26 protein-coding genes are annotated in these 26,210 nt (G+C 62.4%); 12 read left to right on the top strand and 14 right to left on the bottom strand.

Features of this window, described 5'->3' with window-relative positions; genetic code table 11:
• Positions 1-83: 83 nt before the first annotated feature.
• The 4 genes from ACODTZ_RS23720 to moaB all read left to right on the top strand — a co-directional run bounded on the left by ACODTZ_RS23720 (position 84) and on the right by moaB (position 4,512).
• On the top strand, positions 84-1,100 hold the full coding sequence (locus ACODTZ_RS23720; protein WP_018898627.1) for a polyprenyl synthetase family protein: 1,017 nt from the start codon (positions 84-86) through the stop codon (positions 1,098-1,100).
• Between the two features lie 129 nt (positions 1,101-1,229).
• Positions 1,230-3,062, top strand: a complete 1,833-nt coding sequence (locus ACODTZ_RS23715; protein ID WP_489028578.1) for a tetratricopeptide repeat protein — start codon at positions 1,230-1,232, stop codon at positions 3,060-3,062.
• Between the two features lie 6 nt (positions 3,063-3,068).
• Positions 3,069-3,980, top strand: coding sequence for a 4-(cytidine 5'-diphospho)-2-C-methyl-D-erythritol kinase (locus tag ACODTZ_RS23710; RefSeq protein WP_489028576.1), 912 nt, complete (start codon positions 3,069-3,071; stop codon positions 3,978-3,980).
• The gene (moaB, locus tag ACODTZ_RS23705) at positions 3,967-4,512 is read left to right on the top strand and encodes a molybdenum cofactor biosynthesis protein B (protein ID WP_113010087.1); all 546 of its coding nucleotides are present in this window, start codon (positions 3,967-3,969) and stop codon (positions 4,510-4,512) included. Before ACODTZ_RS23710 ends, moaB begins: the two co-directional genes overlap by 14 nt.
• Positions 4,513-4,515: 3 nt before the next feature.
• Here moaB and ACODTZ_RS23700 read toward each other — a convergent pair whose 3' ends face one another.
• Complete coding sequence (locus ACODTZ_RS23700; RefSeq protein WP_047508072.1) at positions 4,516-5,034, bottom strand: glycosyl transferase; 519 nt, start codon at positions 5,032-5,034, stop codon at positions 4,516-4,518.
• A gap of 141 nt (positions 5,035-5,175) precedes the next feature.
• Here ACODTZ_RS23700 and ACODTZ_RS23695 point away from each other — a divergent pair, with 141 nt between their 5' ends.
• Both ACODTZ_RS23695 and rnhB read left to right on the top strand, forming a co-directional pair.
• Positions 5,176-6,333 carry a PA0069 family radical SAM protein gene (locus ACODTZ_RS23695; RefSeq protein ID WP_018898622.1) on the top strand — a complete coding sequence of 386 codons (1,158 nt, stop codon included), beginning with the start codon at positions 5,176-5,178 and terminating at the stop codon, positions 6,331-6,333.
• Between the two features lie 165 nt (positions 6,334-6,498).
• Complete coding sequence (gene rnhB / locus ACODTZ_RS23690; protein ID WP_209189329.1) at positions 6,499-7,170, top strand: ribonuclease HII; 672 nt, start codon at positions 6,499-6,501, stop codon at positions 7,168-7,170.
• A 99-nt stretch (positions 7,171-7,269) separates the two neighbouring features.
• On the opposite strand, the gene ACODTZ_RS23685 is transcribed toward rnhB, so the two are convergent.
• From ACODTZ_RS23685 to ACODTZ_RS23635, 11 genes are all read right to left on the bottom strand, one after another.
• Positions 7,270-7,761, bottom strand: a complete 492-nt coding sequence (locus ACODTZ_RS23685; RefSeq protein WP_018898619.1) for a F0F1 ATP synthase subunit B — start codon at positions 7,759-7,761, stop codon at positions 7,270-7,272.
• 3 nt (positions 7,762-7,764) lie between these two features.
• A complete protein-coding gene (locus ACODTZ_RS23680; RefSeq protein ID WP_018898618.1) occupies positions 7,765-8,403 on the bottom strand; it encodes a F0F1 ATP synthase subunit B in 639 nt (212 codons plus the stop codon).
• 78 nt (positions 8,404-8,481) lie between these two features.
• A complete protein-coding gene (locus ACODTZ_RS23675) occupies positions 8,482-8,709 on the bottom strand; it encodes a F0F1 ATP synthase subunit C (protein ID WP_015338972.1) in 228 nt (75 codons plus the stop codon).
• Between the two features lie 69 nt (positions 8,710-8,778).
• Complete coding sequence (locus ACODTZ_RS23670) at positions 8,779-9,531, bottom strand: F0F1 ATP synthase subunit A (protein ID WP_018898617.1); 753 nt, start codon at positions 9,529-9,531, stop codon at positions 8,779-8,781.
• Between the two features lie 75 nt (positions 9,532-9,606).
• Complete coding sequence (locus tag ACODTZ_RS23665) at positions 9,607-9,951, bottom strand: AtpZ/AtpI family protein (RefSeq protein ID WP_018898616.1); 345 nt, start codon at positions 9,949-9,951, stop codon at positions 9,607-9,609.
• A gap of 282 nt (positions 9,952-10,233) precedes the next feature.
• Entirely contained in the window at positions 10,234-11,322 is a 1,089-nt protein-coding gene (locus ACODTZ_RS23660) for a cell wall hydrolase (protein WP_489028572.1), read from the bottom strand.
• Positions 11,323-11,612: 290 nt separating this feature from the next.
• A complete protein-coding gene (locus tag ACODTZ_RS23655; RefSeq protein ID WP_018898614.1) occupies positions 11,613-13,511 on the bottom strand; it encodes a potassium transporter Kup in 1,899 nt (632 codons plus the stop codon).
• An 18-nt stretch (positions 13,512-13,529) separates the two neighbouring features.
• Positions 13,530-14,507, bottom strand: coding sequence for a magnesium/cobalt transporter CorA (gene corA, locus ACODTZ_RS23650; RefSeq protein WP_018898613.1), 978 nt, complete (start codon positions 14,505-14,507; stop codon positions 13,530-13,532).
• A 417-nt stretch (positions 14,508-14,924) separates the two neighbouring features.
• Entirely contained in the window at positions 14,925-16,091 is a 1,167-nt protein-coding gene (gene apbC, locus ACODTZ_RS23645) for an iron-sulfur cluster carrier protein ApbC (protein ID WP_018898610.1), read from the bottom strand.
• 513 nt (positions 16,092-16,604) lie between these two features.
• Positions 16,605-17,336 (bottom strand): helix-turn-helix transcriptional regulator, encoded by a 732-nt coding sequence (locus tag ACODTZ_RS23640; RefSeq protein ID WP_047508087.1) that lies wholly within the window; start codon positions 17,334-17,336, stop codon positions 16,605-16,607.
• A 240-nt stretch (positions 17,337-17,576) separates the two neighbouring features.
• Complete coding sequence (locus tag ACODTZ_RS23635) at positions 17,577-18,365, bottom strand: IclR family transcriptional regulator (protein WP_489028726.1); 789 nt, start codon at positions 18,363-18,365, stop codon at positions 17,577-17,579.
• A 120-nt stretch (positions 18,366-18,485) separates the two neighbouring features.
• On the opposite strand from ACODTZ_RS23635, the gene ACODTZ_RS23630 reads away from it, so the two are divergent.
• The 6 genes from ACODTZ_RS23630 to ACODTZ_RS23605 all read left to right on the top strand — a co-directional run bounded on the left by ACODTZ_RS23630 (position 18,486) and on the right by ACODTZ_RS23605 (position 22,903).
• A complete protein-coding gene (locus ACODTZ_RS23630; protein WP_047508090.1) occupies positions 18,486-19,256 on the top strand; it encodes an SDR family NAD(P)-dependent oxidoreductase in 771 nt (256 codons plus the stop codon).
• Positions 19,256-20,173, top strand: coding sequence for a 2-dehydro-3-deoxygalactonokinase (locus ACODTZ_RS23625; RefSeq protein WP_489028568.1), 918 nt, complete (start codon positions 19,256-19,258; stop codon positions 20,171-20,173). The genes ACODTZ_RS23630 and ACODTZ_RS23625 overlap by 1 nt, the downstream gene beginning before the upstream one ends.
• A 24-nt stretch (positions 20,174-20,197) precedes the next feature.
• Positions 20,198-20,830: a 2-dehydro-3-deoxy-6-phosphogalactonate aldolase gene (locus ACODTZ_RS23620; protein WP_047508095.1), complete on the top strand. Its 633-nt coding sequence runs from the start codon at positions 20,198-20,200 to the stop codon at positions 20,828-20,830.
• Between the two features lie 4 nt (positions 20,831-20,834).
• Positions 20,835-21,722 carry an SMP-30/gluconolactonase/LRE family protein gene (locus ACODTZ_RS23615; protein ID WP_489028566.1) on the top strand — a complete coding sequence of 296 codons (888 nt, stop codon included), beginning with the start codon at positions 20,835-20,837 and terminating at the stop codon, positions 21,720-21,722.
• 256 nt (positions 21,723-21,978) lie between these two features.
• Positions 21,979-22,584 (top strand): PRC-barrel domain-containing protein, encoded by a 606-nt coding sequence (locus ACODTZ_RS23610; protein WP_489028564.1) that lies wholly within the window; start codon positions 21,979-21,981, stop codon positions 22,582-22,584.
• 82 nt (positions 22,585-22,666) lie between these two features.
• On the top strand, positions 22,667-22,903 hold the full coding sequence (locus ACODTZ_RS23605) for a hypothetical protein (RefSeq protein WP_489028562.1): 237 nt from the start codon (positions 22,667-22,669) through the stop codon (positions 22,901-22,903).
• 10 nt (positions 22,904-22,913) lie between these two features.
• Here ACODTZ_RS23605 and ACODTZ_RS23600 read toward each other — a convergent pair whose 3' ends face one another.
• Both ACODTZ_RS23600 and ACODTZ_RS23595 read right to left on the bottom strand, forming a co-directional pair.
• A complete protein-coding gene (locus tag ACODTZ_RS23600; protein ID WP_018898601.1) occupies positions 22,914-24,272 on the bottom strand; it encodes a putative bifunctional diguanylate cyclase/phosphodiesterase in 1,359 nt (452 codons plus the stop codon).
• Positions 24,273-24,396: 124 nt separating this feature from the next.
• Complete coding sequence (locus ACODTZ_RS23595; protein ID WP_489028560.1) at positions 24,397-26,115, bottom strand: response regulator; 1,719 nt, start codon at positions 26,113-26,115, stop codon at positions 24,397-24,399.
• Positions 26,116-26,210: the final 95 nt, after the last annotated feature.

Here is a 26,210-nt window from a genome sequence, read left to right as displayed (position 1 = left end):
CGCGACGTGGCAATTTCGCCTCTTGCCGCTCAAGCCGCCCCTTTCTATTGTCAAATCCAATGAGTGAACAGGAGTCCGGGTCGTTGGGCGTGGTCATACCGCTTGAAGAAAGCAAAAACAAACTGGCATCCGTCAAGCCTTTGGTGGATCTAACCAAGGCGGACATGGAGCGGGTCAACCAGTTGATCCTTTCTAAGGCCGGTTCAGACGTGCAGATGATCCCCGAAGTGGCGAACCATCTGATCTCGTCCGGCGGCAAGCGCCTGCGACCGATGCTGACGCTCGCCTCCTCCGCGCTCTACGGCTACCAGGGCGAAAACCACATCAAGCTCGCGACCGCGGTCGAGTTCATGCATACGGCAACGCTGCTGCACGACGACGTCGTCGATGAAAGCGACCTGCGCCGTGGCAAGTCCACCGCCCGCATGATCTGGGGCAACCAGGCAAGCGTGCTGGTCGGCGACTTCCTGCTCGGCCAGGCCTTCCGCATGATGGTCGATGTCGGCTCGCTCGATGCGCTCGACGTGCTCTCTTCCGCCGCCTGCGTGATCGCCGAAGGCGAAGTGCTGCAGCTTTCCGTCGCCAAGAACATGGAAACCACCGAGGACGACTATCTCTCGGTCATCCGCGCCAAGACCGCGGCGCTGTTTGCGGCGGCTGCCGAAGTCGGACCGATCGTGGCGGATGCCGGCAAGGCCGGCCGCAACGCGATGAAGTCCTACGGCATGAACCTTGGCCTCGCCTTCCAGCTGGTCGACGACGTGCTCGATTACGGCGGCAAGGCAGCCGATCTCGGAAAGAATGTCGGCGACGACTTCCGCGAGGGCAAGATCACGCTTCCCGTCATCCTCGCCTATCGGCGCGGCACCGAGGAAGAACGCGCCTTCTGGCGCAAGGCGATCGAGGGTGGCGAAAGCAACGATCAGAACCTCGAAAAGGCACTTGGCCTGATCACCAAGTACGGAACGCTGAACGATACCATTGGTCGGGCGGTCCATTATGGCACGATTGCACGCGATGCACTGGCGCCGCTTCCCGATACGGCATGGAAATCCGCACTGATGGAAGTCATCGACTTCTGCATCGAGCGCGTCAATTAACCGACGATCATTGGTCCAAGGCTGATTTTCTTGCGGGGTCGCTTCAAAAAAGCCATCCTGTCGTGAATCAGTCTTCTCAACTGATTTTGCAGTCGACGCTGGTGGGCTGTTCTCACGAAAGGTTTTCTAATGCGGCGGAAATTTGCCATACGTCTTCTTTCGAGCGCGTCGCTTGCGGCAGTTCTGTCGCTGAGCGTGCTCGGCGGCGCCAATGCCGAAGACGCGGCCAAGAAGGACGACGCCAGCGCGACCGTGATCTTCGATCCTGATAGCGTCAACACCTTCTCCGGCGCTTTGCTTGCCGCCCGCACCGCCGATGTCGACCACGATTACGAAACGGCGATCGAGCTCTACAAGAAGGCGCTGCAGATCGAGCCCGGCAATCCGGAGATCCGCCAGCGCCTGATGATCTCGCTGCTGCTCAATGGCGACATCAAGGACAGTGTGCGCTACGCCAACGAGCTGAAGAACGATCCGAGCATCGAGCGCCTCTCGACCATCGTGCGCGGCGCCGACGCGATCCGCCGCGGCGAATACAAGACGGCCGAGAGCGCGCTGAAGACCACCGGCCCGACCGATCTCGACCGCGTCATGAACGACCTGATGGCCGCCTGGGCGCGACTTGGCGCCGGCAAGGGCAAGGATGCGCTGTCGCAGGTCGAGAAGCTGAAGGGGCCGGAGTGGCTCGCCATCTTCCAGAACTACAATGCCGGCGCGATCGCCATCGTCAACGGCGATGTGCGCTCTGCGCGCAAGCACCTGAACGACGCCGTGCTCGACAAGGATGGCGCTGCGACTGCGCCCGATACCTTCATGCGCGCCATCATGGCGCTCGCCCGCCTGGAAGCGACGCAGGGCAACAAGCAGAAGGCGCTCGACACGGTTTCGGTCGGCGACAACCTGCTGCCCAACTACGCGCCGCTCAACGCGCTGCGCCAGAGCATCACCAATGGCGAAAAGCAGGTGCAGCAGATCACCAACGCCAAGCAGGGTGCGGCCGGCGTTCTGTTCTCCTTTGCCGGCGCGCTGAACCGTGATGGGGCCGAGGACATCGTCTCGCTCTACCTGCAGATCGCCCGTGCACTCGATCCTGACAGCGCCGACGCGCTGGTCATGCTCGGTGGTATCGCCGAGAAGCAGAACCAGCTGGACCGCGCCATCGCGCTCTACAAGGAAGTGCCCGACAATTCGCCGATGAGCCGCATTTCCGAGCTGCAGCTCGGTCTGGCGCTGGCCGAAGGCGGCAAGGTCGAGGAAGCCCGCGCGCATCTGCAGGGGCTGATCAAGTCGGACCCGAAGGATATTCGCAGCTATCTCGCGTATGGCAGCGTTCTCTCCGACGCCAAGGACTACAAGGCGATGGCCGAGAACTACGACAAGGCTGTCGAGGTTATCGGGCCGCTGCCGGGCAAGAACACCTGGACAGTGTTCTTCCAGCGCGGCATCGCCTATGAGCGGCTGAAGCAGTGGGACAAGGCCGAGCCGAGCTTCCGCAAGGCGCTGGACCTTAACCCGAACCAACCGCAGGTCTTGAACTATCTCGGCTACTCCTGGATCGACATGAACCGGAACCTCGACGAGGGTCTGGAGATGATCAAGAAGGCCGTCGATCTGCGCCCCGACGATGGCTACATCATCGATTCGCTCGGCTGGGCCTATTTCCGCCTCGGCAAGTTCGACGACGCCACCGAGGAGCTGGAGCGCGCCGCACAGATCAAGGCCGGCGACGCGACGATCAACGATCACCTGGGAGACGCCTACTGGCGCGTCGGGCGCAAGCTCGAGGCCGTCTACCAATGGAACCGGGCGCTGGGCTCGGAACCCGAGGCCGCCGAGATCCCGAAGATCAAGGACAAGATCGCCAACGGCCTGCCTGCCGTGACCGACGACGCCAAGACCGTCGACAAGAAGATGCCCGATCCGGCCCCTGTCGACCCGAAGCCGGCCGACAAGAAGACCTGATCATCCATGGCTGACACCGGCTTCGGCTTCGCCGACGGCGTTGCGATCAGCGAGGATGCCTTTGCCAAAATCAATCTGGCCCTGCACGTCACGGGCCAGAGAGACGACGGCTATCATCTGCTCGAAATGCTGGTGACGTTCACGCGGGCGGGCGACCGGCTGGACTTCGCGCCAGCGGATACCGATGAGTTTCACATCTCCGGCCGATTTGGCGACGCGCTCACTGGAGATGGCGGCACCAATCTGGTGCTGAAGGCGCGCGACGCGTTGCGTCTTGCCGTCCTCGACGTTGGCGGGACCGCACCGCCGGTCAGCATCCACCTGCGCAAGGATTTGCCGATTGCCTCGGGCATCGGCGGCGGCTCGGCAGATGCGGCGGCGGCACTGCGCGGGCTGATGCGGCTCTGGGGCACTCCCCTGCCCGCCGCGACCATCGACGTCATCGCCATCAAGCTCGGCGCCGATGTACCGATGTGTCTTGCGAGCCGGCCGCTGATTGCGCGCGGGATCGGCGAGCGGATCGAGACGGTGCGTGACTTGCCTATCTTCCCCATGGTGCTCGCCAATCCGCTGAAGGGGGTTTCGACGCCCGAGGTGTTCCGCCGACTAGCGACCAAGACGAACGGCGCGCTTGTGGTAGCACCCGGCCGCTCCTGGCTGGACGGGTTGCGCGCCACGCGCAACGATCTCGAACCGCCGGCGCGCGCGCTGCTGCCCGAGATCGCCGAGATTTCCGATATGCTCTCCGATCAAGGCGCGCGCTTCGTGCGGATGTCGGGCTCGGGCGCGACGTGCTTCGGCATATTTGCAAGCGCGGACGAAGCGAAGGCCGCAGCGGACGCGCTTCACGGCAAGCGGCCGGACTGGTATTTCGAGGCAACCGAAACATTGGCGGGAGATGATGATGACAGGCGTTGACGACACGCGTCCGTTCATTCCGGTGGGATTTGCCGTGCTGACGGTTTCAGACACGCGCACGGCTGCGGACGACCGCTCGGGCGATACGCTGGCGGCCCGCATCTCGGAGGCTGGGCACCGGCTGATCGCGCGCGCCATCGCGCCCGACGACAGGCAGGCGATCGCCACGCAGGTGCAGGCGTGGACGGCGCAATCGGACGTCGACGTGATCATCACCACCGGCGGAACCGGCTTTACCGGCCGCGACGTGACGCCCGAGACGCTGGAGCCACTGTTCGACAAGCGCATGGATGGCTTTTCGGCGGTCTTCCACCGCATCTCGCAGGACAAGATCGGCACGTCCACCGTGCAGTCGCGCGCGACGGCGGGGCTGATCGGCACCACCTTCGTCTTCGTGCTTCCGGGATCGCCCGGCGCCTGCAAGGACGCGTGGGACGGCATCTTGAAGGCGCAGTTCGATTATCGCCACATGCCGTGCAATTTCGTGGAAATCATGCCCAGGCTCGACGAACACCTGAAGCGCGGCGCTTAGAGCCTAGTTCCGCGCCGAGCGCGCCACCCACGACGGGATGAGCTCGGCCGATAGCTTGCGCAGCTTCTGCCCCTTGACGAATTCCGCCAGTTGCATGCCGCTGCGCGCCGTCGCCAGAGCATGTTTTTTCGGCAGCAACAGGCCAAGTTCAAGCGGCGCCAGACGGCGCAGGCGCTGATAGAAGGGCCGGCGATAACCACGCGAGGCGGTGAAGCGGGCGGGCAGCTTGTTCAGCGCCACATATTCGGCGATCTCGTCGATCCAGCCGCTTTGCGGGCGGGCGCCGGGCTCGACGAACAACAGCCATTCGCCGCGCGCCGAACGCAGTATGTCCTTGATATCCCAATGCTGATGGAAGCGGCAGCCGGCAGCGTCCGCGACCTTGGACGAGCCATCGCGCGAGCCGTGGTCGAGCACCACCACGTCGCTCACCAGCCCCTCCACGGCACCAGCAACCAACACCGATAATGTCTGCGCCAGCTCAGGTTCCTGATCCCGGCATTCCAATACGACAGTCAACATTGCTCATTTATAGTGCGACGCACAAAACATTACCAGCGACAGTTTTCCAAATTTGTTCTTGCATTGTTCTCATTTCAACGATAGGAATTTAATCACCAGAACGGATGGGGACGACGAGTCTTCCATCGACGGAGAAACCCGATGAACGAACAGTCCCTTGCAGGGCAGGCCGCATTCGCGCCTGCCAATACGGCGGATATTGCCGACGCGATGATCGTTTCTTCCGGCCTCAGGATCGAGGTCGACCGCCGGCGTGGCCGCGGTGCGGGACTGAACCCGAGCGGGCGCTTCGAGCCGCAGAGCCGCGAAGGCTTCGACGATGGCTGGCAGACGCTGGAAGAGTTGCCGCCGTTCAAGACCGAGGTGCAGATCGAAAAGCCGCGCACGGCGATCACCCGCAATGAATCGCCGGATATCCCCTTCGACCGTTCGATCAATCCCTATCGCGGCTGTGAGCACGGCTGTATCTATTGCTTCGCGCGGCCCACACACGCCTATATGGGCCTGTCCGCGGGGCTGGATTTCGAAGCCAGGCTGTTTGCCAAGCCGGATGCGGCCAAGCTCCTGGAACGCGAGCTTGCCAAGCCCGGCTACAAGCCGCGGGTGATCGCCATCGGCACCAATACGGATCCGTACCAGCCGATCGAAAAGGAATGGCGGATCATGCGGGATATCCTCGAGGTGCTGGAGCGGGCGAACCACCCTGTGTCGATCGTCACCAAGTCGGCGCTCATCCTGCGCGACCTCGATATCCTGCAGCGCATGGCGGAGAAGAACCTCGTGCGCGCTTCGCTGTCGGTGACGACGCTGGATCGCAAGCTGGCGCGGACAATGGAGCCCCGCGCCTCGACCCCATCGAAGCGGCTCGATGCGCTGAAGGCGCTGAGCGACGCCGGCATTCGCACGTCGGTGATGATGGCCCCGGTCATTCCGGCGCTGAACGACCATGAGATCGAGCGCGTGCTCGATGCGGCGCATGCCGCCGGCGCTACGGAAGCGGGTTATGTGATCCTGCGTCTTCCATTGGAAGTGTCGCCGCTGTTTCGCGACTGGCTGCTGCAGCACTATCCCGACCGTTACCGGCACGTCATGTCGCTGGTGCGCTCGATGCGCGGCGGCAAGGATTACGACGCCGATTTCAGCAAGCGCATGAAGGGCGCCGGTCCCTATGCCTGGCAGATCGCCCGGCGCTTCGAGATGGCCACGAAGCGGCTCGGCATGACCCGCCGCAGCATGCCGCTGCGCGACGACCTGTTCGTGCCGCCAAACGGCAGCGGCGTGCAGCTGTCGCTGCTCTAGTTTTGTAGCATGTCGTTGTCGCAAAACCTCTGCACACTTTTGCGCGACATGCTCGGACATTCCCTTACGGACGGCTGACCCTGGCCTTCCGTTCTCAAGTCCCCGGCCCGCCGCCCTGATCCGGGGACTTGCAGGAAATCGGGTTGGCGTGCGAAGTTCAGCCGCATGAAACGTCGCACGCCACCCGATTCTCCCATGCTTTTCGAAGATGTCCCGCTGCTTCCGGATTTCCGGCTGGAGCTGAAGGCGCGCAAGGCCGGCCACTGGCCCGTCGCCGGCGCCGACGAGGCAGGGCGCGGGCCGCTGGCGGGGCCCGTGGTCGCCGCCGCCGTCATTCTCGACCCGAAGCGCATCCCCGATGGCCTGAACGATTCCAAGCAGCTCTCCGCGCAGAGACGGGAAGAGCTGTTCGAGCAGATCCTTGCCACCGCAACCGTCGCGATCGCCTCATCCAGCTCGCGTCGCATCGACGAGACGGATATCCGCAAGGCGAGCCTCGATGCCATGCGCCGCGCGATCCTCAGCCTCTCCATCCCGGCAAGCTATGTGCTGACCGATGGGCTTGACGTGCCCCCTGGGCTCGATTGCCCCGGCCAGGCCGTCGTCAAGGGCGATGCCCGCTCCGTGTCGATCGCCGCCGCCTCCATCGTCGCCAAGGTCACGCGCGACCGGATGATGACCCGCGCCGACCTGATCTTCCCCGCCTATGGTTTCGCCGCGCATGCGGGCTACGGCACCGCGCGCCACCGCGCCGGCATCGACAGCCATGGCCCCTGCCCGCTGCACCGCATGAGCTTCGGGCGGCTCAAGCAGTTCCTGGTCACCGACGGCGAGTAGACGGCACCTCGGCCGGCTTCCGGGCGCTACCGCGAACAACACCTCCAAAACGCAAAAAGCCCCGGCGAACCGGGGCTTCGAAATGTAATAGGACCGATCTCAGTTGAGGCGGGTCTTTACCTGGCCGAGGGCGTTACCGAAGAGTTCGGACTGAACCTTGGCATCGGCCTTCTTGACGAGAACCGTTTCAGCGGCGGCGATGGCGAGGTCGACGGCTGCGGAACGAACCGCCTTCATCGCATCGGCTTCGGCCTGCTTGATCTTCGCTTCCGAAACCGCGGTGCGGTTGGCAACGAATTCCTCGGTCTTCTTCTTGGCTTCGGCGGTGAACATTTCCGCTTCGCGCTCGGCGGCTGCCAGGATATGGGCAGCTTCCGCTTCGGCTTCCTTGCGCTTGCGCTGATATTCGGCCAGCAGGTGCTGGGCCTCTTCACGCAGGCGCTTGGCTTCCGACAGCTCGTTGCGGATCTGATCGGCGCGGTCGTCGAGCGACGTCGCCATCATGCCGGGAACCTTGAGGTAGACGACCAGTGCCAGGAACAGGACGAGACCGACGAATGCGAAGAATGTTGCGTCCAGTGCAAATTCCATCGATCAAGCTCCCTTCTTGGCCGCGGTAACGGCGGACGTGACTTCAGCCTTGGTGGCGGTGCCACCGATCAGCTGCTCGACGACGGCCTTTGCCGTTTCCTCGGCGATCGTGCCGACATCCGCGAATGCCTTCGCCTTGATATCGGCGATGTGGCCTTCCGCAGCCTTCAATTTTTCGCCCAGAGCGGCTTCAACCGCACGGCGGTCAGCCTCGGCCTTGAGCTTGGCGGCGTCGCGCGCTGCCGTGCCGATTGCGTTCGACTTGGCGCGGGCTTCTGCGAGTTCGGCTTCGTAGGCAGCAACGTCCGCGTCTGCCTGCGCCTTCAGGCGTGCAGCCTCATCGAGGTCCTGGGCGATGCGCGTGTGGCGCTGCTCGAGGATACCGCCGATGCGCGGTGCAATGACCTTTTGCATGAGCACGAAGAAAATGACGAAGGTGATCGCCAGCCAGAGCAGCTGGGACGCATACGTCGAAGTATCGAAAGGCGGGAAAACACCGCCATGGTGTTCGGCTGGCACGCCGGTCTCGGTATGAACCTCGCCTGCGGCCGGGGCAGCATGCGCGTCTGTACCGGTCGCTGCACCAGTTTCTGCGGTTCCCGCCGGGGCTTCTTCAGCGTAAGCCGGGGTCACAAAAAACATGCTCACCTCCAGGTGTACTGCAAATACAAAGGATCACGGCTCGCTGTTCGCAGGCCGTGATCCCTCAGTGCGCCGAAATTAAACGGCGAACAGCAGAAGGAGAGCGACGAGCAGCGAGAAGATGCCCAGAGCTTCCGTAACGGCGAAGCCGAATACCAGACGGCCGAACTGGCTGTCAGCGGCAGACGGGTTGCGCAGGGCGCCCGACAGGTAGCTGCCGAAGATGTTGCCGAGGCCGAGAGCCGTACCGGCCATACCAAAGCAAGCGAGGCCTGCACCGATGAATTTTGCTGCTTCCGCGTCCATGTTGTACTCCTTTGAAATGGTTGTTGCGGCGAATTGACTGACGCCCGCGGACGTCAATGTCGGTATCCCTTAGTGGCCACCCGGATGGATCGCGTCGTTGAGGTACATGCAAGTCAGTACCGCAAAGACGTAAGCCTGGAGGAAGGCGACGAGGAACTCGAGACCCGTCAGGGCGACGGTCATGATGAGGGGAAGAACGGCGCCGCCGATACCAACCGCACCCATGGCTCCAAGCGAGGCAACGAAGCCCGCGAACACTTTAAGGGTGATGTGACCGGCCAGCATGTTGGCGAAGAGACGAACGGAGAGCGAAATCGGACGCGACAGGAACGAGATGATTTCGATGGCGACGACCAGCGGCAGCAAGATGCCGGGAACGCCCTGAGGCACGAAGACATTCAGGAAGTGGAAGCCGTGCTTGTAGAAGCCGTAAACCAGAACCGTGCCGATGACGAGCAGAGCAAGAGCAAAGGTGACGATGATCTGGCTGGTGATGGTGAAGAAGTATGGGAACATGCCGAGCAGGTTTGCCGTCAGCACGAACATGAAGAGCGAGAAGACCAGCGGGAAGAACTTCATCCCCTTGGATCCGGCGCCCTCTTTCAGCATTCCCGCGATGAACTCGTAGGACATTTCAGCGACCGACTGCGAGCGGCCCGGCACGATGGCGCGGTTCGACGTCGAGAAATAGAGGAAGCCGGCGGCCACGGCAGCGGAAGCCGCCATGAACAGCGAGGCGTTCGTAAACGAGAAATCAATCCCGCCGATTTCGATCGGCACAATCTTCTGGATCAGGAACTGATGAGTCGGATCGTTAGACACCGCTTGTTCTCTCTATATCTTATACCCGCACGAGACGGGATTATTGCACTGGATCGAACGCCTGAACGTTCCGCCCTATTTCCGGTCGCTTTCGCGCATATCGAGATCAGGTTTCGCAACCTTGCCCGCAGCGCGCATCACGTTCAGCACGCCGGCACCAAATCCAAGAAGAAGAAGTACGATCAATCCCCAAGGCGCAGTGCCGACAAAACGGTCGAAGAGATAGCCCAGGACAGCGCCGACCACGACCGCGGAAATGAACTCGCTCGAAAGCTTCATCGCCTGGGCATAGCCCTTGCGGCTTACCTCGGCGCGGGCTTCGTCGGCCTCGTCCTTCCCCGCCTCGATGCGCTTGGTCGCGAGTTCCGCTCCCAGTTGCGCACGGCGCTTTTCCAGACTCTCCTCGCGGTCATCCGCCATCGTGCTCTCCTCCGCCTGCCGCCGTCCGCTACGCCGCTACCCCGGTTTACCGGACAACGACCCCAAGGCTGAAGAACCTTCCGGCCCGCTTTGAAGTCGCGCGCAACATAGTTTTAGCAAAATCCATAGTCAAGGCGTAGCAGGCCGATGTCCAGCCATAAAATAAGCGATCAAAAACATATGGTTAGATCGATACGGGCGGGTTGTGGCGGAATCGGGGGAAAGAATCCGCGGGCTGACGCGGCAATAAGGCGCGAAAACGCGCCTTTTACCGGGTTTTTGTCAGCTCCAGCCGCCACCATAGGTGCGGTAGAAGACGTGCAGGCCGATGCGGCCGACCTTTTCCATGGTCTTTGCCCATTTCGGGCGAACATAGACGGCGTGGTAATGGGTGGCGGAGCCAACCTGGGGCAGCCAGATGCGGCCGGCGGTGACCGCCATCGCCACATCGCGGGCGATTCTCCAATGGGCCTGCGAGTTCACGCGGTCCTTGATGTTGTCGCAAGCGAAGGAGAACTGGCAGCGGTTGCGCCAATCCTCGTTCTGGTAGACGACGCCGCAGATGGTCTTCGGGTAAGCCGGGTTGCGCACGCGGTTGAGGATGACCTGGGCGACGGCCGCTTGGCCCTTCACGGTTTCACCACGCGCCTCGAAATAGATGCCTGACGCCAGACACTGCTGCTCGGCAGGCGAAAAGACGCTGGCCGGCAGGATGCTCGCGGCCCAGGCGTGATCCTTCGGGCCGATCTGCGGCACGAAGCGACCGTTGTCGGCCTTGTCGGTCAAGATCGAATCGAAGGGGGACTGGCGAGCATAATCGGGAGCGGCGGGAGCGAATGCGGTTGCGAGCACGTCGGACTTGTTGCTGGTGACGAGATCGGCCAGCATCGGCGAGATGTCGGCTGCGGGCTTCGGCGGCTGCTTGCGATAGAAGTTGGTGGCGATCTCGATTTCCTTGCCGCGGATCTTCGGCTTCACGAAGGCCGACTTGTCCTTCAGGTTGAAGGTCGGCTGAAACAGAAGACGGGTCCGCTGCAGGATCGAGCCGGCGGAGAAATCCTTCGGCGGCTGCACTTGCTCGACGGCGACCACCCTGCCCTTCTTGGTGGCGCGGTTGACGCGATCCTCATCGGGCGTGTCTTCGTGGCCCTTGTTCTCGGCGGTGAAGGCGACCTTGCGGCCATCGGGAAGCACCATCCCGGCGCCGGATGCGATCGCGCCGGTGACAGCGGGATCGGCGAAGGCGAGCTCGGCCTGGTGGATGGAGCCGGCGGGCGAGTTGGTCAGTACCATGCGCCAGTTCTCGCGACCCTGATCGAGGCCGGCCAGAAGCGCTGCCAGATCGGCATGCGAGGCCATGGTGGGGAACATCAGCCACGCGCAGACGCCGAAGAGCGCGGGGGAACTCCATCTTTGCAGCAAGGGGCGCAGCTTATCGAAGCGGCGCGACGCACCAGGGGTGCATGATTTGCCAGGGACACGACTATTTCGACGCAACACCAGACTCCGGCATGGGACGCATGAACATGCCGATAAAAATGTCTCATTAACCTTGATGCTTGGTTAATACGCCGCCCTCAATTGATACAGCATTTGCTTATAGAGCCTGAAACGCAAAAGCCCGGCGCGAGGGCCGGGCTTTTGGAGGATGCAGTGCCACGTCAGATGATGACGTGCGAGCCGAGTTCGACCACGCGGTTGGCCGGCAGGCGGAAGTAATCCGACGGGTTGGCGGCGGCGTTGGCGAGCGCGATGTAAAGGCGGTCCTGCCAATAGGGCATGCCCGACTTCGCATCCGGCACCAGCTTGCGGCGGCCGAGATAGAAGGAGGTCGACATGATGTCGAACTTCAGCCCGGTCTTGCGCAACGTCGCCAGTGCCTGCGAGACATTCTGCGATTCCATGAAGCCGAACAGAAGCTCGACGCGCGAGAAGCGCTCGGAGATCTGCTCGACCTTGTAGCGATCGGCGCTCGGCACGCGCGGCTTGTTGACCGTGCGGATCGTCAGGATCACGTTCTTGTCGTGCAGGACGTGGTTGTGCTTCAGATTGTGAAGCAGTGCGGCCGGTGCGGATTCCGGATCGCTGGTGAGGAAGATCGCGGTACCGGGCACATGGGCCGGCGAGTGGTCACTCTTGCGCTCGATCGAAGAAATGAACGAGGCCAGCGGGATATCCGTGTGGCGGGTCTTTTCCATCAGCAGCGCCGAGCCGCGGCGCCATGTCCACATGACGACGACGAAGGCGGTGGCGATCAAGACAGGGATGTAGCCGCCATCGTGGATCTTGATCAGGTTGGCGCCGAGGAAGATCATTTCCAGCACGAAGAGCGGCGCCAGCACGGCGGTTGCCGTCAGCACCGACCAGTTCCAGCGGACGCGGACGAACTCGAAGGCCATGATGGAGGTCACGACCATGGCGCCGGTGACGGAGATACCATAGGCCGTCGACAGCGAATCCGACGAACCGAAGGAGATGACCAGGAAGATCACACCGAGGAACAAGAGCAGATTGACCGACGGCACGAAGATCTGCCCGGTGTTGGTTTCCGAGGTGAAGAGGATTTCCATGCGCGGCAGGAAGCCGAGGTTGATCGCCTGGCGGATCAACGAGAAGGCGCCGGTGATGACCGCCTGGCTGGCGATGATGGTGGCGGCAGTGGCGAGGATAACGGCCGGCAACAGCGCCCACTTCGGGAACATCAGGTAGAAGGGGTCCGACATGGCATGCGGGTTGCCGAGCACCAGCGCGCCTTGGCCGAGATAGTTCAATGTCAGCGCCGGGAAGACCAGCACGAACCACGCCCACTGGATCGGGCGGCGGCCGAAATGGCCGAGGTCGGCATAGAGCGCTTCGGCGCCCGTCAGCGTCAGGAACACGGCGCCGAGCACGATCACGCCGAAGAAGCCCTCATGCATGAGGAAGCTCACGGCATAATAGGGGTTGAAGGCAGCGAGGATGCCGAAATCGTCCGAGATGTGCGAGATGCCGACAACGGCGAGCACGATGAACCAGAGCGCGGTGATCGGCCCGAAATAGCGCGCCATCGTTCCCGTGCCGCGCGACTGCACGGCAAAGAGCACGGCGAGGATGGCGACCGAGATCGGCACTATGTAGCTGCTCAGCTGCGGCGCGACGAGCTTCAGACCTTCGACGGCCGACAGAACCGACAGCGCCGGCGTGATCATCGCGTCGCCCAAAAAGAGTGCAGCGCCGACGAGGCCGAGCATCATCAGAAGCGCGGTGTGGCCATTGGCGGTCTTCAGCAGAAGCGCCAGCAGCGACAGCGTGCCGCCTTCGCCTTCGTTATCGGCGCGCAAGAGAAGCAGCACGTATTTGATTGTGACGATGATGGTCAGCGCCCAGATCATCAGCGAGACGACGCTGATGACCTCAAAACGGGTGAGGCCATCGGCGGCGACGGGCTTCAGCGCTTCGCGAAACGCGTAGAGCGGGCTGGTACCGATATCACCGTAGACGACGCCGACAGAACCCAGCGCAAGATAGAAGAGCTTGCGCGGGCTCATATTCTGGTCGTGTGAATGGCTGTCTGCGGACATGAAACAAAAACAGGCTCTTCAGAGCCAGCCTTTCCAACGGAAGAAGAAGAAGGGAATAACAGCGGAAACCAGCATCAGCCCGAGCGAATAGGGGTAGCCCTGGGCGAAATGCAGTTCCGGCATGAATTCAAAATTCATACCATAGATGGAGGCGACCAGCGTCGGCGGCAAGAAGACCACCGATGCGATCGAGAAAATCTTGATGATCGAGTTCTGCTCGATGTTGATCAGGCCCAGCGATGCATCGAGCAGGAAGGTGATGTTTCCCGCGATGTAGGACGAGTGCTCGTTGAGCGACTGGATATCGCGCGAGACGGTGCGGCAGAGTTCCTTCGTTGCACGATCCTGCTGCACGGCCGGCACGTTGTAGAAGAAGGTCATCAGCCGCGACATGGAGGCCAGGCTGTCACGCACCTTGCTGACGAGGCGCTGATGGGCGGCGATATCGCGCAGCTTCTCTTCGAGATAGTTCGAGGGCTTGCGGACCTTCTTGGCGCGATCGCCGAAGACGTGGGTCGAGAGGATATCGATGCGGGCGACCGAGATCTCGAGAATTTCCGCCGTGCGGTCGATGATGGTCTCGAACAGCTTGGCCAGCAGCGAGGCGCCGTTGCGCCAGTGGGCGGGAATGCGGTGGAGCGCTGCGATAAAGAGCGCGAAGGATTTGGGCTGTGCGTAGCGGATGGTGATCAGCCGCTTGCCGGCGAGGATGAAGGCGACATCCGTCAGCACTGGCGCATCGGTCTCGGCCTTCCAGACCAATGAGGCGGTCATGAAGACGGCGTCACCTTCCGTATAGAGACGAGCTGAGGGCTCGATGTCCTTGAGGTCCTCGCGGGTCGGCACCTCGATGCCGAGCGCCTTCTCGACATAGGCCTCTTCCTCGCGCGTCGGCTCGATCATGTCGATCCAGACGATATCGTCGCGCATGGTCTCGACCTTGGTGAGGTCACCGAGCTCGACCGATTGGCAATTGGAGCAATAGGCAGTGATCACCGGGCGCTTCTCCCGTGATCCAGGGCTGTGAGGGCCATCGCCGTTCGCATCAAAAAACCTTCCGCGAAGCGCCAGAAAAAACGGCGCTCAAGCTGCAAGTCTTCGAGATTAACGAAAGCGGCTGAAGAATGTTCATCAATATCCCGTCATAGCCGGCCGAAGCTCGGGTATGCACTATGCTCAACCGCATCGCAGTCACCAATCCTTCGATCGACAAGAGAACTCCGAACATGCAGCAGGCATTCGCCGCTGCAGGGCTGGCTATCATCGAGCATTCGCACACGCCGCCCTCATGGCGACGGCGCGCCATATGACGGAAACCCACGCAAGAATCAAGACATCTTACGTGAACTGCGTTGTTTGATCACATTTTGCCCGCAATTGGGAGTCTAGCCGCACGCCCGGAAACGGCACACTTTACTCGAATACGATCGCGGGAGCGGCACGCTGCGGCTTCTGTTCAAGCTGCGCCCAGACCTTGGCGGCGATGTCGCGATAGATGCCGGCGACGATGCCGTTCGGCTCGCTGGCGACCAGCGGGGTGCCGGCGTCGGAGGCTTCGCGGATATTGATCGTCAACGGCACTTCGCCGAGGAAGGGCACGCCGATGCGCTCGGCTTCGGCGCGGGCGCCGCCATGGCCGAAGATATCGTAGCGCGCGCCGGTATCGGGAGCGATGAAGTAGCTCATGTTTTCGACGATGCCGAGAACGGGCACCTCCACCTTCTTGAACATGTTCAGCCCCTTGCGGGCATCGATGAGCGCCAGATCCTGCGGCGTCGAGACGATGACGGCGCCGGCGAGCGGCACCTGCTGGGCCATGGTGAGCTGCGCGTCGCCGGTGCCGGGCGGCATGTCGACGACGAGAACGTCGAGCTCGCCCCAGGCGACTTCGCGAAGCATCTGCATCAGCGCCGACTGCACCATCGGGCCGCGCCAGATCATCGCGGTTTCCTCATCGACGAGAAAGCCCATCGACATGACCTTGAGGCCGTAATTCTCCATAGGATTGATGATGCGGCCATCGGTCTGTGTGGGGCGGCCGGAAATCTGCAGGAGGCGTGGCATCGACGGGCCGTAAATATCGGCGTCGAGAATGCCGACGCGCAGGCCGTTTGCCTGCAGGCCGAGCGCGAGGTTGACCGATGTGGTGGACTTGCCGACGCCGCCCTTGCCGGAGGCGACCGCGACGATGGCGCCGATCCCAGGCACGCCGATCTTGCCGGCGCGCTGCTGCGGCTGCGCGTGTGCGTGACCTTCATGACCATGGCCGGCATGGCCGTGACCAGCCTGCGGCGGCGTGCGGGAGGCGGCAGCGCCCGATGGAGCGCCCTTTTTGTCGGCAGTCAGCGCGACCAGGGCGCCCTTGACGCCGGGCATTTCCTTGATGACGCGCTCGGCGGCGAGCCGCAGCGGCTCCAGCTCCTTGGCGCGCTCGGCGGGAACGGTGATGGAGAAGTAGACCTTGCCATCCGAGATGAACACATCGGAGACCATGCCGAGCTCGACAATATTATGTTCGAGATCGGGGCCTCGCACCGTTGCCAGCGTTTCCAGCACCTGTTCCTTGGTGACTTCAGTCATATCGTCCTCACACCCTTATCTGGCTCTGTAGATAGAGGAGCACGAAGTGATCGCCAAACAAAATCGGCGCTAGGCAAAAACCTGGGAAGAAGGGGGGAGTTTCCAAAGGAGACCGCTGAGCCATCAAGTCCGCCGGGCTTTCGCCCTGATGGCACAACGGTCACCCAAGTGGATAAAGGGTTTCTAGGGCGTCAGATCTGAAAGACCAGTCAGAATTGAGGGAAAAATGCATAAGCCTGCGCTTATAGGCCGGGAGGCGTATCCCAAAAACAACAACCCGCCGCTCGATGCCCAGCGCACAGGCTGCCGGGATCGAGCGGCGGGTTGAAGGTCGCGCCTTTAATATGGCGTCGTTGCCAAGTCCCCTCTGGACCGCTGACAATTAGGAAGCAGAAAGCGTGCCAATTCGAAATGGCGCCGAATCTGGCCCTATCCGCAGCAAAAGAGGCTGGATGGCCGGCGCCCTGGCGCAATTTTTAGGCTGCTGCGACAATAGCGCACAGTATTTGGGCACTACTTGATCAGGCCGATGCGCAACGCCTTGGCAACGGCCTGCGTGCGATTGACCGTATCGAGCTTCTTGGTGGCGCGATTGAGGTAGTGATTGACCGTATGCTCGGAGAGACCAAGGATATCGGCGATCTCGACGCTGGTCTTGCCGGCGGCGGTCCAGTTGAGGCAGTCGATCTCGCGGTCGGTCAGGGCGTCGACCACCCGGTTGTCGAGCGCGCGGATCTCGGCCAGCCTGTCGAAGACGTGCGTGGAGATATAATGAAGCTCCAGCATCTCCTCGGGCGCGAAGGGCTCACGGTCGCCGGAGAAAGACACCGCGCCGCGGGCGCCGGAGGGGTCGTGCGTCGGGAAATAGGCGCAGCGCATCATCCGGAAGCGCTCGAACAAAGCCATGACGATGCCAGACTTGCCGTCCGATCGATCCAGCTTCGCCTTCGACAGGTCGTTGAAGAACGGAACGGTCGACGAGCGCAGCTTGCCCATAACAGGACTGTTGGTCAGCAGCGCCTCGTGATCATAGGCCGAGAGCAGCTCGGCCGGCCAGTTGGTGATAACCGTGTTGCTCTGGAGATCGCGTGCAGTGGCCGAGGGGAGATTGAGCACCATGAAGGCGCGAACCCGGTAGGCTTCCGTCAGCCTCTTCATGAAACGAAAGATATCGAACTGGGTGTTTAATCCAGATACCTCGTTTACGTACACGTTCACGGAAGTCGAATGCGGCAAAGGGTTCATGGTGTCATCAGCTCAAAAAATCAGGAACGTCATAAGTGGCCTGCTCAGGTCGCATGCCGACGGCAGCATCGCCGTCAATATAGCCTACGGCACTACACCCCAGGACTGGGGATTGACAACTGGCAATTGTGACGATTCTTCACAAAATCACAATATGCCCAGCCACTGAAAATGAGCATATTTCCGTACGAAAGGTGACAAAGCATTCCTGGATTTGACGATTGTCAAATTGGCGGCATGTCAGCGGCGCGGGCCAAGGCCGATCCGCATGCCGCTCATGATGCTTTCAGCGGCCCGACGGACGGGCAGCGTCCACTCCTCCAAGCGCTCAAATGTCAGCCGATAGGCCGGTCCGGTCACGGAAACGCCGCCGACGAAGGACAGGTCCTCGGAGTAGACGGGGGCCGCGACACAGCGGATGCCGACCTCGTGTTCCTCGCGGTCGAAGGCATTGCCCGAACGGCGAATGTCGGTCATCTCGCGGCGCAGCGTCTCCGGCGTCAGCGTGTTTTCCGTAAAGCGCTGGAACGACACGCTTGATATGATCGCGTCCAGCCGATCGTCCGGCAACGCCGACAGCGCCGCCTTGCCGACGCCGGTGCAGTAGATGGGCGAGGCATTGCCGATCTGCGAGTACATCCTGACCGGCTGGCTGCCCTCGACCTTGTCGAGATAGATGACGGAGGCGCCGCGCAGGACCCCGAGATGCACGGTCTCTCCGGTCCACTGCTGCAGGGCGTTCAGATGTGGCTCGGCAATCAGCCGGAACTCGTTGCGGGCCCAGCTGCGCGAGGCGAGATCGAGAAGACGCAGGCCGGGTGCGTAGCGACCATCGGCCAGCGTTTCCAGCAGGCCTTCCTCGGTGAGATGGCCAAGCTGGCGATGCAGCGTGCCGCGCGGCTGGCCGGCGACCGCCAAAATATCGGTGAAACGCATCGGGCCGTCGGCGTGGGTGACGATATCGAGCAGCACCATCAGCTTGCCGAGCGTACCCGTCTCGCGTTTGTCCGCGGCCTCATTTTTATCCATGATGTCGCCATCAGTCGCGCCCATGCTGGCCCTCATGCCTTGACAGAGACCCAAGGCTAATCCGATAATTCCATATAGTCAAATTGAGTTCTGAATAATGGAACTATCGGGAGGATAGTGGTGGCGGAGCTTGGAGCGCAATATCCCGAATTCAGGGACCGAAGCGTGGTGGTGACGGGCGGCGGCTCCGGCATAGGCGCTGCCATCGTCGAGGGGTTCGCCCGCCAGGGCGCCAAGGTCTCCTTCATCGACATCGCCGAGGAAGAAAGCCACGCGCTGGTCGACCGCCTGTCGCGCGACAGCCTGCACCCGGTGCGCTTCCACCATGCCGATCTGCGCGATGTCGCGGCGATCCGCGCGACCATCGAGGCGATCGTCGCCCATTCCGGCCCGATCGGCGTGCTCGTCAACAACGCGGCGCGCGACGACCGGCATGATTTCGATCAGGTGACACCCGAATACTGGGACAACAACCAAGCGACCAACCTGCGGCACGTGTTCTTCGCGGCGCAGGCGGTGGCGCCATCGATGCGGGAGGCCGGCGGCGGGGCGATCATCAACATGTCGTCGATCGCCTTCATGCTCAACATGCCCGACTTCCCGGCCTACACGACGGCGAAGGCGGCGATCATCGGGCTGACGAAGAGCCTGGCGGGCAAGCTCGGTCCCGACAATATCCGCGTCAACTGCATCCTGCCGGGCATGATCGTCACCGAGCGGCAGATGAAGCTGTGGCTCACAGAAGAGGGCATCGCCGGCATGATCGAGCGGCAGTGCATCAAACGCGTTTTGCAGGCCGACGCCATTGTCGGACCCTGTCTGTTTCTAGCATCCGACGGCGCCTCCGCAGTGACGGCGCAGTCCCTTATTGTCGATGGAGGCATTTTCTGATGGCAACACCCCGATATATCGCGGTCGACTGGGGCACGAGCAGCTTCCGGCTGTGGCTGATCGGCAGCGATGGCAGCGTGCTGAATGAAAGCCGCAGCGACGAGGGCATGACGACGGCGGCCAAGACCGGCTTCGCCGAGGTGCTGGCCAAGCATCTGGCCAAGGTCGAGGCCCCCGATGATATCCCCGCCATCGTCTGCGGCATGGCCGGTGCCAAGCAGGGCTGGGTCGAGGCCGGCTATGTCGACGTACCCACGTCGCTGTCGGCGATACTGACCGGCGCCGTCCCCGTGCCCGGCCAGAGCCGCGACATCCGCATCCTGCCGGGCCTTGCCCAGCGCGACCGGGCATCGCCCGACGTGATCCGCGGCGAAGAGACCCAGCTGCTCGGCACGCTTGGGCCCGACAGTACCGGCGCGCAGGCCGTCTGCATGCCGGGCACGCATTCCAAGTGGGTGCATGTGCAGGAAGGCGAGGTCATCGGTTTCTCCACCTTCATGACCGGCGAACTCTTCGACGCGATGACCAAGCATACGATCCTGTCGCATGCGGTTGCCGGCGCCGAGCAATCGCCGGCCGATAATTCCGCGTTCAAGGCGTCGGTGTCGACCGCCTTCCGTCAGCCGCAGATGGCGACCAACCTGTTGTTCACGGCCCGCTCCGGCCAATTGCTGCACGGCATGAGCGCTTCGGCGGCGCAGGCACGGATTTCGGGCACGCTGATCGGCCTTGAGATCTCGGGGGCGCTCGCCGACGCCGCCAACGACACGCCGATCGCGCTCGTCGCCTCCGGCCGCCTGCAGAAGCTTTACGAGACCGCCTTCAAGGCGCTCTCGCTCAACGTCACGACCATCGATGCCGATACGGCAGTGCTTCGTGGCCTTTCGGCCGCCGCAAACGCCATCTGGCCCAACTAAGCCCAATCAAGAAAGAACAGAGCGATGAACCGCATCCCCTTCCCCGCCATGAAGCGCCCGCTGATCGCCATCCTGCGTGGGATCAAGCCCGAGGAGACCGAAGGCGTCGTCGGCGCGCTGATCGAAAACGGCCTGACCGCGATCGAGATTCCGTTGAATTCGCCCGAGCCGTTCAAGTCGATCGAGATCGCCGCCAAGATGGCGCCGGCCGACGTGCTGATCGGCGCCGGCACCGTTCTGACGACCGAGGCGGTCGATAGCCTGCACAATGCCGGCGGCAAGCTTCTGGTGACGCCGAACGTCGAGCCTGACGTGATCATCCGCGCCCGCGACTACGGCATGGTGACGATGCCCGGCGTCTTCACGCCCACCGAAGCGCTTGCCGCGGCGCGCGCCGGCGCGACCGGACTGAAGTTTTTCCCGGCCAGCGTGCTTGGCCCCTCCGGCATCACGGCGATCCGCGCCATCCTGCCGCCGGAACTGACGATCGCGGCCGTCGGTGGCGTCTCCGACAAGAATTTCGCCGAGTACACCAAGGCCGGAATCCTCGCCTTCGGGCTCGGCACGAGCATCTACAAGCCGGGAATGACTGTCGCCGAGGTTGCCGAGCGCGCCAAAGCAACCATTTACGCATACGACGCAGCAGTGGGAGCTTGAGCGTATGACCGACATTCATGAGTTCGCGGGGCGGACTTTGTCGCGCACCAATTCGGTGCTGGGCGAAGGACCGACCTACGATCCCGATACCAATACCATCTGGTGGTTCAACATTCTCGGCAAGGAATTGCATGAGCTGAACCTCTCGACCGAAGAGAAGAAGGTGCACACGCTGCCTGTCATGGCGAGCGTGCTGGCGCGGATCGACGCCAAGCGGCAGTTGCTCGCGACCGAGCAGGGCCTGTTCGTGCGCGACACCGAAAGCGGCGGCCTGACATTTTACGCCGCACTCGAAAACGACCGGCCGGAAAACCGCTCCAACGACGGGCGCATGCATCCTTCGGGCAGCCTGTGGATCAGCACGATGAGCAAGCGCGCCGAAACCCAGGCCGGCGCGATCTATCATGTGGCGCGCGGCAAGGTGACGAAGCTCTTCGGCGGCATCACCATTCCAAACTCGATCTGCTTCTCGCCCGATGGCTCGGTCGGCTATTTCACCGATACGCATCTCAGCCGGCTGATGCGGGTGATGGTCGATCGCGAGACCGGCCTGCCGACCGGCGAGCCGATCGTGCTTGTCGACAGCATGGAGGAAGACGGCGGGATCGACGGCTCCGTGGTCGATGCCGACGGCTATATCTGGAACGCGCGCTGGGGTGCCGGCACCGTCGATCGCTACAGCCCCGATGGCCTGCGCATCGCCCGCTACAAGGTGCCCGCTGCACAGCCCTCCTGCCCTGCCTTCATCGGCCCGGATGCCGACCGGCTGGCGGTCACCACCGCCTGGGAAGGCCTGGACGACGCAGCCCGCGCCAACCAGCCGGATGCCGGCGCCCTGCTTGAGCTCGGCGTCAGCGTCCGCGGCGTTTTCGACGCGGCCTACATTCTCTAAGGCATCTTCCATGATGTGTTTTCAAGGGCGTCCCTCGGGGCGCCCTTTTGCGTTGCGACGGTACCGCGCTGCTCCGCCAGCGTGGCTCGAATATCGGAAAAGTTCCGAAAATTCCGTCAGTTTCTGCGTGTATTTTTCTGGGAACTATTAGCCAACCCATTCATTTACTTCACGAACCGGCCGAGCTGACACAGCTCTCGCTAGAAGAGAAAAGCTTGGCCAGAGATCACCCAAGGACACTGAAAGTAGGTACGATATGACACGCAAACTTCTCACCACCGTTGCCGCTGGCGCCCTGTTTGCCACGGCCTTCGCACCGGTCGCTTTCTCGCAGAGCGCGACCCAGCCGGCCTCGCCGAGCGCACCGTCCATGTCGGCACCGGCCGACCCGGCAGCGCCGAAGCCGGATGCCATGAAGCCGGCAGGTGATGCCGCCCAGGCACCCGCACCGGCCGCAACCACCGATACCGCACAGGCGGGCGGCGGCACCTATCTGACGGAGCAGTCCGCCGATCAGGTCAGCGCCAACACCTATATCGGTCAGGCCGTCTATAACGGCACGAACGAAAGCATCGGTAACGTCAACGACCTGATCATGAAGAAGGATGGCGGCCTTGTCGCAGCCGTGATCGGCGTCGGCGGCTTCCTTGGCATCGGCGAAAAGAACGTCGCCGTGCCGATGGACAAGATCACCGTGGCGCAGAACACCACGGATGGCAGCGTCAAGCTGACGACCTCGGAAACGGCCGAAACGCTGAAGGCGGCACCTGAATTCAAGACGCTGCAGATGCAGTCGGCCGAAAAGGCCCCGGCTCCGGGCGCGATGGACAACACCGCAACCGGCTCCACGACAGCCAAGTAAACACTGCATCGTTAGTCGCAGTGCATGCGTAACCGATGGCGTCCGAGAGGGCGCCATCGGCTTTTGTGGTAGGTGGAGATCGTTGCTGTCGGGCAGCGGAGATGGCACAATCAACGGCATGGAACATCGCGCCGCCAAAGCCATTGCCGATGACATGCGCTCGACGCTGAACACAGTGCTCGGACAGCTGGCGCGCATCGACAGCAAGCTCGATTCCAAACCCGATCAGGGTTGGATCATCAATGTCGTCTGCATCATTCTCGGCGTCGTGCTCGCGGCGATTGCTGCCACGGCAGGCCTCTTCGCGCTGATCAAGTAACGGCCGGAGCTTACGCCATCGCCCGTTCGCCGGTGTCGTATTCGTTCTCGTGCAGGAACCTGAGCGTCGCGATGGCGTCGGCCGGCTTGCCGAAATAGTAGCCCTGCCCCATGCCGCAACCGAGCATGCGCAGTTTCGCGGCTTCCGAATAATCCTCTATGCCTTCGGCGACGACTTCGAGATCGAGGCCTTCGCACATCGTCAGGATCGCTTTGATGATATGCTCGGAGGCGCGGTCGGAGTTGATGCGCGAGACGAAGGCTCGGTCGATCTTGATCTTGTCGAACATAAAATCGCGCAGGCGCCCGAGGCTGGACTGGCCGGTGCCGAAGTCATCCAGCGAGATGCGCACACCGGCCTGTCTGAGGTCGGCGATGATGCGGTTGGCGGTATCGGCCGAGCCCATGACGGCGGTCTCGGTGATCTCGAGTTCGAGACGGTGCGGATCGAAGCCGACGCGGCCGAGAATGGAGAGCACGTTGGCGCTGGTGCCGGGGTCCATCAGCTGCGCGGATGAGAGGTTGAAGGACAAGAACATTTCGCGCGGCCAGGAGAGTGCCGCTTCGGCCGCCTTGCGCAGCAGCGCTTCCGACAGCGCATCGATGAAGCCGCGTTCTTCGGCGAGCGGCACGAAGACACCAGGCGAGACGAAGCCGAGATCCGGATCGTTCCAGCGGGCCAGCGCCTCGAAGCCGAGGACCTGGCTGGTGGCGAGCGAGACGATCGGCTGGAAATGCACGTCGATGGCATCGGAGATGATGGCGTTTCGAAGCGCCTGCTCGAGCTGCGTGGCGCGCTTCATCTCCTGCGCGATCTCGCGCGAATAGACGGTGATCTGGCTGCGGCCGCGGCGCTTAGAACGATAGAGCGCGGTTTCGGCGCTCTTCAGCAATTCCTCGAACTCCTCGCCCGCGAAGGGATAGATGGCGAAGCCGAAGGAGGCGGAGAGACGGACGTTGCGGTCGCCGAGATCGTAGGGCGCCGAGAGGACCTCTCGGATCATCTGGCCGAACTTTTCGGCGCTGGCGCGCTCGAAGACCAGCGGCAGGACGAAGGCGAACTCGTCGCCATCATGGCGCGTGACGACGGCGCCATCGGGAATGCAGGCTTTCAGGCGGTGGGCGACCTGGCAGAGAATTTCGTCGCCGGCGGCCGAGCCGAAGAGGTCGTTGATCGGCTTGAAGCTATCGAGATTGGCGATGCCGATGGTAAATGGCGCCGGATCGTCGGCGCGTTCGGCCGAAATCTGGGCGATACGGTCGCGCATGCGATAGCGATTTCCGAGCCCGGTCAGCGGGTCGGTGTAAGCCATCGTCTGAAGCTCGTTCTGGCTCACCGGCGCCAATGGCATATCCGCCAACATCATCATTCTGATCCAGAGCTTCCCCAATACCCGGCAGAATGGCGGGCAAGTCTTAAAAATTCGATATTCGACAACCCTGGATCATCGTGAATTGCCTCCCAAGAATTGGGGAGTTGACCGCCATCAGAACCTAAAGAGAGGCCCGCTGTGCCTCGGGCTGCATGAATTTCTGGAAAACCGTCTCCAGAATATCCGGGCTGACGGGCTTCATGATCACGTCGTCCATGCCGGCATTGGCGCATTCGGCGCGGTCACGCTCGAAGGCCTGGGTGAGCACGCCGATGATGGGAGTACGGGGTCCATCGCCTTCCACCTGGCGGATCAGGCGAGCGGCTTCGAAACCGTTGAAGCCGGGCAGCGAGATATCCATCAGCACGATCTTTGGCCGGTATTCCGTCCACATGCGTACGGCTTCATCGCCGGTGGCGGCGATGCGGTAGCGGTAGCCGAGGCCTTCGAGGATCTGCGAGAAAACGATCTGGTTGATATCGTTGTCTTCGGCCACCAGCACATCGAGCTCAAGCTGCTCGTCCGACGTGCTGATCTCCCAGTCGCCATCGATCCGGTCCGTCATGGCGCCGCGATTGTTGCGGTTGAAATGACGGGCGATCTGGAAGGTGAGCTCGGTCGAAATCTGGAAGCCATCCATCACCAGCGACGAGATGCCGTACTGCTCGGCAAGCTCCAGGCAGCGCATGCCCATCTGGTTGTCGATGATGACGAGATCGAGCGAAAGACCGGCCGACGAGGCGATCTCCAGGAACTGCTCCTGCTCGTCCTCATTGCGCACCGAGCAGGCTTCGAAGCCATATTTGGCCAGGGTTCTCAGCGCCGCGGTCTCGGCGGCGATATCGCCAGTGACGACGAGGATACGGCGGCCGGAGAAATTCTCGGGCACGATGGCTTCCATGGCGGCCGGCTCGCGACGCTCGCTGCCGCCGTCCATCGGAACATAGGCGCGGCGGTAGGTGCTCTTGGCCGATGTCGTGACGCTCGATGCCTTCTCGAATTCCTCGAGATCGCCGCCCTCGCGCGGCAGGTCCTGCATCGTCGAGACAAGGAAATAGCGTCCCGGCTTGCCGATGCGGTGCTTGCGCGAGATGATTTCGCGCTCCGAGCCGTCGCGGGCGATCTGGCGCTGACGCACCACCGACATCTCGCCGGTTTCGAGGACATGGCGATCGCTTTCCTCGAAGCGGGCGGCGACTTCTGGCGAGAAGAGTTCGGCGCTCTTGCGGCCCAGCACCTCATCGGCCGTCGTCTGGTACTTCTCGCAGAAGGCGACGTTGACGGCGACGTAGGTGAGGTTGCGGTCCTTGACGAAGAGCGGGAACGGCAGGTTGTCGAGAATATCCTCGGTGAGCTGCACGCGCTCCAGATCGAGCCGCCACTGCTCCTCGCGCTTCTTCACCTCCGAGATATCGGAGATGACGCAGACGCCATAGCCATTGGCGAGCCGACGCTTCTGGAAGCCGACCCAGCAATCGTTGCCGTAGCGTTCGACCGCCTCATAGCGCTCGCGCCAGTGCGTGGCGATCTTCTGCGATAGCCAGTCTTCGCGGCTGAGCGCACCCTGCTTGCCCGCAGAGCGGCTGCGGATGCCGGTCTCGTAGACGGCGCCGAGGAAATCGCGGAGCCGTGTTCCGGGCTGTAAGAGATCGGCACAGATCGGGAAGAAATCGAGCACCTGCCGGCTGCCGAAGACGATGTGATCGGTCTTGTCATAGACGATGAAGGCGGAAGACAGGCTTTCGCAGACCGCGTCGAACAGCGCCGCCTGGAGGCCAGCCGCGGTCTCAACCGCGCCCTCCTGCGGGGCTGTGTCCGCTTGATCGCGACCGGCACTCATACTTACACGTCCTACATCTGTCCGAATGGATTGCATTTGCGGCGGGGTATTATCGGCAAAATGCCAGTTTAGTCTTAAGGCGTGCTTAACATTAA

It is taken from the genome of Rhizobium sp. FG113, assembly GCF_057809895.1.
Note: the sequence above shows the minus strand (reverse complement) of the source record. Positions and strands in the feature narration are given on the sequence as shown.

Excerpts from the sequence above, each read along its gene's own strand:
- ACODTZ_RS23715 (WP_489028578.1), top strand. The coding sequence starts at position 1,230 with ATGCGGCGGAAATTTGCCATACGTCTTCTTTCGAGCGCGTCGCTTGCG.
- ACODTZ_RS23710 (WP_489028576.1), top strand. The coding sequence starts at position 3,069 with ATGGCTGACACCGGCTTCGGCTTCGCCGACGGCGTTGCGATCAGCGAG.
- moaB (WP_113010087.1), top strand. The coding sequence starts at position 3,967 with ATGACAGGCGTTGACGACACGCGTCCGTTCATTCCGGTGGGATTTGCC.
- ACODTZ_RS23700 (WP_047508072.1), bottom strand. The coding sequence starts at position 5,034 with ATGTTGACTGTCGTATTGGAATGCCGGGATCAGGAACCTGAGCTGGCG.
- ACODTZ_RS23695 (WP_018898622.1), top strand. The coding sequence starts at position 5,176 with ATGAACGAACAGTCCCTTGCAGGGCAGGCCGCATTCGCGCCTGCCAAT.
- rnhB (WP_209189329.1), top strand. The coding sequence starts at position 6,499 with ATGAAACGTCGCACGCCACCCGATTCTCCCATGCTTTTCGAAGATGTC.
- ACODTZ_RS23685 (WP_018898619.1), bottom strand. The coding sequence starts at position 7,761 with ATGGAATTTGCACTGGACGCAACATTCTTCGCATTCGTCGGTCTCGTC.
- ACODTZ_RS23680 (WP_018898618.1), bottom strand. The coding sequence starts at position 8,403 with ATGTTTTTTGTGACCCCGGCTTACGCTGAAGAAGCCCCGGCGGGAACC.
- ACODTZ_RS23675 (WP_015338972.1), bottom strand. The coding sequence starts at position 8,709 with ATGGACGCGGAAGCAGCAAAATTCATCGGTGCAGGCCTCGCTTGCTTT.
- ACODTZ_RS23665 (WP_018898616.1), bottom strand. The coding sequence starts at position 9,951 with ATGGCGGATGACCGCGAGGAGAGTCTGGAAAAGCGCCGTGCGCAACTG.
- ACODTZ_RS23660 (WP_489028572.1), bottom strand. The coding sequence starts at position 11,322 with ATGTTCCCCACCATGGCCTCGCATGCCGATCTGGCAGCGCTTCTGGCC.
- ACODTZ_RS23655 (WP_018898614.1), bottom strand. The coding sequence starts at position 13,511 with ATGTCCGCAGACAGCCATTCACACGACCAGAATATGAGCCCGCGCAAG.
- apbC (WP_018898610.1), bottom strand. The coding sequence starts at position 16,091 with ATGACTGAAGTCACCAAGGAACAGGTGCTGGAAACGCTGGCAACGGTG.
- ACODTZ_RS23640 (WP_047508087.1), bottom strand. The coding sequence starts at position 17,336 with ATGAACCCTTTGCCGCATTCGACTTCCGTGAACGTGTACGTAAACGAG.
- ACODTZ_RS23635 (WP_489028726.1), bottom strand. The coding sequence starts at position 18,365 with ATGGATAAAAATGAGGCCGCGGACAAACGCGAGACGGGTACGCTCGGC.
- ACODTZ_RS23625 (WP_489028568.1), top strand. The coding sequence starts at position 19,256 with ATGGCAACACCCCGATATATCGCGGTCGACTGGGGCACGAGCAGCTTC.
- ACODTZ_RS23620 (WP_047508095.1), top strand. The coding sequence starts at position 20,198 with ATGAACCGCATCCCCTTCCCCGCCATGAAGCGCCCGCTGATCGCCATC.
- ACODTZ_RS23615 (WP_489028566.1), top strand. The coding sequence starts at position 20,835 with ATGACCGACATTCATGAGTTCGCGGGGCGGACTTTGTCGCGCACCAAT.
- ACODTZ_RS23610 (WP_489028564.1), top strand. The coding sequence starts at position 21,979 with ATGACACGCAAACTTCTCACCACCGTTGCCGCTGGCGCCCTGTTTGCC.
- ACODTZ_RS23600 (WP_018898601.1), bottom strand. The coding sequence starts at position 24,272 with ATGATGATGTTGGCGGATATGCCATTGGCGCCGGTGAGCCAGAACGAG.
- ACODTZ_RS23595 (WP_489028560.1), bottom strand. The coding sequence starts at position 26,115 with ATGAGTGCCGGTCGCGATCAAGCGGACACAGCCCCGCAGGAGGGCGCG.